Source organism: Bradyrhizobium sp. 2TAF36 (assembly GCF_052114925.1).
Classification (GTDB): Bacteria; Pseudomonadota; Alphaproteobacteria; order Rhizobiales; family Xanthobacteraceae; genus Bradyrhizobium; species Bradyrhizobium barranii.
This window is the reverse complement of the sequence record NZ_JBFRFR010000240.1, coordinates 1-1,039: the sequence shown is the minus strand read 5'-3', so window position 1 is coordinate 1,039 and position 1,039 is coordinate 1. Positions and strand designations below refer to the sequence as shown.

The window sequence follows — 1,039 nt, the reverse complement described above, 5'->3', positions numbered from 1 at the left end:
GGCACAGATCGGCGACCGACACGCCGGCCTCATGCTCCTTCAAGATCCCGATGATCTGCTCTTCCGAAAAGCGGCTGCGCTTCATGCTCTGGTCCTTGTCGTGGGCCAGAACGAACTTCAAACTGGATTAAACCCGCGGGGCAAGGTCATCTTCTCCGAAGAGCGGACATTAAGGTTGCTTGCGAACCTCACAGAGAGCTAACTGTCGGCCGCGATCATCTCCTTAATGCGCGTAGCGAGGCCGTCCATCGCAAAGGGCTTAGTCAGGATGGCCATGCCATCCTCAAGCCGTTCCCTAGCGAAGATGGTTTTTTCAGCGTAGCCGGTAATGAACAGAACCTTCAGTTTTGGACGAGCTAGTCGGCCGAAATCGGCCAGTTGACGCCCATTCATCCCGCCGGGCAGTCCGACATCGGTCACTAGCAGGTCTATGCGGACATCCGATTGAAGAACTCGCAGCGCACTTGACCCATCCGCAGCCTCGATCGCTGTATAGCCGAGCTCGGCAAGCACCTCGGTCACCAGCATCCGGACTGACGGCTCGTCATCGACGATGAGAACCGTCTCGCCGGCACCGGCCCTCGGCGCGGCCGCAAAGTCCGCGACGTCTTCCGCCGCGGAATCCCTCTCGTCATGCCGCGGCAGAAGGATATGAACCGTCGTGCCCGCTCCTGGCTTCGACGAAATACGGACCTGACCACCGGACTGTTTAGCGAACCCGTAGATCATCGAGAGGCCCAATCCGGTGCCCTGCCCCAAAGGTTTCGTCGTGTAGAACGGGTCGAATGCGCGCTGGATGACTTCGTCGGTCATGCCAATGCCCGTGTCGGAGACAGAAAGAGTAACATACTGGCCGGCCTTCATTTCGCGCTCGGCAGCAGTGGACTGGTCCAACGTGCAATTATCCGTCTCGATCGTAATCTTTCCTCCGTCGGGCATTGCGTCCCGGGCATTGATACAAAGATTGAGCAGCGCGTTCTCGAGCTGGTTCGGATCCACCAGCGTGGCCCAGAGTGAGCTTTCCTCGACAGTCCTAACC

2 protein-coding genes are annotated in these 1,039 nt (G+C 58.6%); both read right to left on the bottom strand.

All coding sequences use genetic code 11. The annotated features are described in order from the left end of the window. Nucleotides 1-85: transposase (locus AB4Z51_RS44975; protein WP_352475093.1), on the bottom strand; the 85-nt coding region annotated here is incomplete at its 3' end. 113 nt (nucleotides 86-198) lie between these two features. After that, a partial coding sequence (locus AB4Z51_RS44970; RefSeq protein ID WP_441499774.1) for an ATP-binding protein occupies nucleotides 199-1,039 on the bottom strand: 841 nt, incomplete at its 5' end.